This is a genomic window from Phenylobacterium sp. (genome assembly GCF_030697925.1).
Lineage (GTDB): Bacteria > Pseudomonadota > Alphaproteobacteria > Caulobacterales > Caulobacteraceae > Phenylobacterium.
In genome coordinates this window covers 1-3,456 of the sequence record NZ_JAUYOJ010000120.1, presented here as the reverse complement: position 1 = coordinate 3,456, position 3,456 = coordinate 1, and the positions used below count along the sequence as shown (strand labels likewise).

8 protein-coding genes and 1 pseudogene are annotated in these 3,456 nt (G+C 63.6%); all 9 read right to left on the bottom strand.

The window, feature by feature from the left end:
• Nucleotides 1-242, bottom strand: a pseudogene (locus Q8Q88_RS11105) (30S ribosomal protein S5); the annotation flags it as partial.
• A 10-nt stretch (nt 243-252) separates the two neighbouring features.
• Nucleotides 253-612 carry a 50S ribosomal protein L18 gene (gene rplR, locus Q8Q88_RS11100; RefSeq protein WP_305675251.1) on the bottom strand — a complete coding sequence of 120 codons (360 nt, stop codon included), beginning with the start codon at nt 610-612 and terminating at the stop codon, nt 253-255.
• Between the two features lie 3 nt (nt 613-615).
• Nucleotides 616-1,149: a 50S ribosomal protein L6 gene (rplF, locus tag Q8Q88_RS11095; protein ID WP_305675250.1), complete on the bottom strand. Its 534-nt coding sequence runs from the start codon at nt 1,147-1,149 to the stop codon at nt 616-618.
• A gap of 1 nt (nt 1,150) precedes the next feature.
• Entirely contained in the window at nt 1,151-1,546 is a 396-nt protein-coding gene (rpsH, locus tag Q8Q88_RS11090) for a 30S ribosomal protein S8 (protein WP_254836852.1), read from the bottom strand.
• Nucleotides 1,547-1,556: 10 nt separating this feature from the next.
• Entirely contained in the window at nt 1,557-1,862 is a 306-nt protein-coding gene (rpsN, locus tag Q8Q88_RS11085; RefSeq protein ID WP_254836851.1) for a 30S ribosomal protein S14, read from the bottom strand.
• Nucleotides 1,863-1,883: 21 nt separating this feature from the next.
• Nucleotides 1,884-2,444: a 50S ribosomal protein L5 gene (gene rplE / locus Q8Q88_RS11080; RefSeq protein ID WP_305675249.1), complete on the bottom strand. Its 561-nt coding sequence runs from the start codon at nt 2,442-2,444 to the stop codon at nt 1,884-1,886.
• Nucleotides 2,437-2,751: a 50S ribosomal protein L24 gene (gene rplX / locus Q8Q88_RS11075; RefSeq protein WP_305675248.1), complete on the bottom strand. Its 315-nt coding sequence runs from the start codon at nt 2,749-2,751 to the stop codon at nt 2,437-2,439. Before rplX ends, rplE begins: the two co-directional genes overlap by 8 nt.
• Nucleotides 2,751-3,119, bottom strand: a complete 369-nt coding sequence (gene rplN, locus Q8Q88_RS11070; protein ID WP_056018090.1) for a 50S ribosomal protein L14 — start codon at nt 3,117-3,119, stop codon at nt 2,751-2,753. Before rplN ends, rplX begins: the two co-directional genes overlap by 1 nt.
• Before the next feature lie 15 nt (nt 3,120-3,134).
• Nucleotides 3,135-3,386 carry a 30S ribosomal protein S17 gene (rpsQ, locus tag Q8Q88_RS11065; protein ID WP_254836848.1) on the bottom strand — a complete coding sequence of 84 codons (252 nt, stop codon included), beginning with the start codon at nt 3,384-3,386 and terminating at the stop codon, nt 3,135-3,137.
• Between the last annotated feature and the right edge of the window lie 70 nt (nt 3,387-3,456).

The following is a 3,456-nucleotide window of genomic DNA, read 5'->3' as shown; positions in this document are numbered from 1 at the left end:
CGGATGGCTTCCGGCACTTCACGCGCCTTGCCATGACCGAAGCCCACGCGGCCCTTCTGGTCGCCCACCACCATCAAGGCGGCGAACGAGAAGCGGCGGCCACCCTTCACGGTGGCGGCGACGCGGTTGATGTGCACCAGCTTTTCGACGATGTCGCTGTCGGCGCGCTCGTCTTGCGGAGCGCCCCGGTTGCGGTCCCGGCGTTGACCGCCTTCACCGCGTTGTTCGTTGCCACGAGCCATCTGGGTACCCCTAGAAGTTCAAGCCGGCTTCGCGCGCGGCGTCGGCGAGGGCTTTCACCCGGCCGTGATAGATGTAGCCGCCACGATCGAAGACGACGTCCTTGACGCCCTTTTCGATGGCGCGTTGCGCCACCAGGGCGCCGACGCGGGCGGCGGCGTCCTTGTCCGAACCCTTGGCCGTCTTCTCGCCCTCTTCGAGGGTGGAGGCGGCCGCCAGGGTCACGCCGCGCTCATCATCGATGACCTGGGCGTAGATGTTCTTGGACGAGCGGAAGACCGACAGACGTGGCCGGCCGTTCGCCACGGACCGCAGACGGATGCGGTTGCGCTCGGCGCGCCGCTTGGCGGTGTCACGGGGTTTAAGAGCCATGGCCTACTTCTTCTTGCCTTCTTTGCGGCGAACCTGCTCGCCGGCGTAGCGGACACCCTTGCCCTTGTAGGGCTCCGGCGGACGCAGACGACGGATCTGCGAAGCGATTTCGCCCACGACCTGCTTGTCGATGCCCGAGATCTTGATCTCGGTCTGCTTCGGCACCGCGAAGGTGATCCCCGCCGGAGGCGGGACATCGACTTCGTGGCTGAAGCCCAGCTGCATGGAGAGCGCATTGCCCTTCATCGCCGCGCGATAGCCGACGCCGACCAGCTCGAGGCTCTTCTCGAAGCCGTCGGTCACGCCCTGCACCATGTTGGCGATCAGCGTGCGCGACAGGCCCCACATGGCTTGCGCCCGGGTGGTCTCGACGTGCTTGGACAGGAGGAGCTCGGCGCCCTCCTGCTTGATCTCGATCTCTTCGGCCAGGGTCCAGGCGAGCTGGCCCTTGGGCCCCTTCACCGTCACCGTCTGGCCTTCGATGGTCACCGTCACCCCAGAGGGGACAGCGACCGCCTTCTTTCCGATCCGCGACATATCAATAGACCCGGCAGAGCACTTCGCCGCCCACGTTCGCGTCACGCGCGGCCGTGTCCGACATGACGCCCTTCGGCGTCGACAGGATCGAGATCCCGAGGCCGTTCTTGATCGGCTTCAGGTCCTTGATCGACGAATAGACCCGGCGGCCCGGCTTCGACACACGGCGGATCTCAACGATCACCGGCTGGCCGTCGAAGTACTTCAGCTCGATCTCGAATTCCGGGAAAGCGCCCGGCTTCTCGACCAAGTGATAGCCGCGGATGTAGCCTTCTTCGGCCAGGACATCGAGGACGCGCGCGCGCATCTTCGAGGCCGGCGTGGAAACCTTCGAACGGCCGCGGGTCGCGGCGTTCTTGATGCGGGCGATCATATCGCCAACGGGGTCGTTCACCATTGGACCCTCCTCACCAGCTCGACTTAACGAGGCCAGGAATCTGGCCCATGGAACCCAGGTCGCGCAGGGCGATCCGGCTCATCCGCAGCTTGCGGTAGTAGGCGCGCGGACGGCCCGTGACTTCGCACCGGTTGCGGATGCGGGTCTTGGACGAGTTGCGCGGGAGTTCGGCGAGCTTCAGCCGGGCTTCGAAGCGTTCTTCGAGCGGCAGGGACTCGTCGTTGGCGATCGCCTTGAGGGCTTCCCGCTTGGCGGCGAATTGCTTCACCAGCTTGCGGACCATCTCGTTGCGATTGACGGCGCTTTTCTTGGCCATTTTCTCTTTCCTTCCCGCCGCTTACGCTTGAACGAACGGGAACTGGAATTCCTTGAGAAGCGCGCGCGCTTCGTCATCGGTCTTCGCAGTCGTGGTGACGATGATGTCCATGCCCCACATCTGATCGATTTGGTCGTAGTTGATCTCCGGGAACACGATGTGCTCCTTCAGACCCATGGCGTAGTTGCCACGACCGTCGAACGAGGTCGGCTTCAGGCCCCGGAAGTCCTTCACCCGCGGCAGCGCGATGGTGATCAGACGGTCCAGGAACTCGTACATGCGGTCCTTGCGAAGGGTCACCTTGGCGCCGATCACCATGCCTTCGCGCAGCTTGAAGCCGGCGATGGAGTTACGGGCCTTGGTCGGCACCGGCTTCTGGCCGGCGATCCTCGCCAGGTCGGCGATCGCGGCGTTGACCTTCTTGGAGTCCGACACCGCTTCGCCGATCCCCATGTTCAGGACGATCTTGTCCAGCTTGGGGATCTGCATTTCGTTGGTATAGCCGAACTGCTCCTTCATCACCGCGCGGATGCGCTGGCGATATTCGGACTTCAGCCGCGGCTCGTAAGCTTGCTCAGCCATTGATCACCTCACCGGTCGTCTTGGCGACGCGGACCTTCTTGTCGCCTTCGACCCGGAAACCGACGCGGGTCGGCTTGCCCTTGGAATCCACGATGGCGACGTTCGAGACGTGCAGCGCGGCTTCCTTGTTCTTGATGCCGCCCTGCGGGTCGGATTGCGTCGGACGGGTGTGGCGCTGAACCATGTTCAGGCCTTCCACGACGACGCGCTCGTCCTTGGGCAGGACCTTCAGGACATTGCCTTGACGGCCCTTGTCCTTGCCGGTGAGGACCACGACGCGGTCCCCCTTCTTGATCTTCGCGGCCATTACAGCACCTCAGGCGCGAGCGAGATGATCTTCATGTGGTTCTTGGCGCGCAGTTCGCGAGGAACCGGGCCAAAGATCCGCGTGCCGATCGGCTCGGATTGCTTGTTCACGATGACGGCGGCGTTCTTGTCGAACCGGATCACCGAGCCGTCCTTGCGCTTGATCGCCGAGGACGTGCGCACGACGATGGCTTGAAGGACGTCGCCCTTCTTCACCCGGCCGCGCGGAATGGCTTCCTTCACGGAGACGACGATCTTGTCGCCCACGCCGGCGTAACGACGGCCAGCGCCGCCGAGCACCTTGATGCACATCACACGACGCGCGCCGGAATTGTCGGCGACTTCGAGGTTAGTCTGCATCTGGATCATAGAATCGGACCTTCCTTACGACGCGGCTTGAGAAGCGGCCTTGGGCAGGGCTTCCCAGGTTTTGGTTTTCGACTTGGGCGCACATTCGATGATGCGGGCGACCTCGCCGGCCTTGTAGGCGTTGGCCTCGTCATGGGCGTGGTACTTCTTCGACCGACGGACGGTCTTCTTCAGCACCGGATGCAGGAAGGTCCGCTCGACCTTCACCACGATCGTCTTGTCACCCTTGTCGGAGACGACGACGCCTTCGAGAATTCGCTTGGGCATGTTCGTTGTCTCCTTAGGCCGCGGTCTGCTTGGAACGCAGGACGGTCTTGATCCGCGCGATGTCCTTGCG

Coding starts and splice junctions, on each gene's coding strand:
- rplR (WP_305675251.1), bottom strand. CDS start 612: ATGGCTCTTAAACCCCGTGACACCGCCAAGCGGCGCGCCGAGCGCAAC.
- rplF (WP_305675250.1), bottom strand. CDS start 1,149: ATGTCGCGGATCGGAAAGAAGGCGGTCGCTGTCCCCTCTGGGGTGACG.
- rpsH (WP_254836852.1), bottom strand. CDS start 1,546: ATGGTGAACGACCCCGTTGGCGATATGATCGCCCGCATCAAGAACGCC.
- rpsN (WP_254836851.1), bottom strand. CDS start 1,862: ATGGCCAAGAAAAGCGCCGTCAATCGCAACGAGATGGTCCGCAAGCTG.
- rplE (WP_305675249.1), bottom strand. CDS start 2,444: ATGGCTGAGCAAGCTTACGAGCCGCGGCTGAAGTCCGAATATCGCCAG.
- rplX (WP_305675248.1), bottom strand. CDS start 2,751: ATGGCCGCGAAGATCAAGAAGGGGGACCGCGTCGTGGTCCTCACCGGC.
- rplN (WP_056018090.1), bottom strand. CDS start 3,119: ATGATCCAGATGCAGACTAACCTCGAAGTCGCCGACAATTCCGGCGCG.
- rpsQ (WP_254836848.1), bottom strand. CDS start 3,386: ATGCCCAAGCGAATTCTCGAAGGCGTCGTCGTCTCCGACAAGGGTGAC.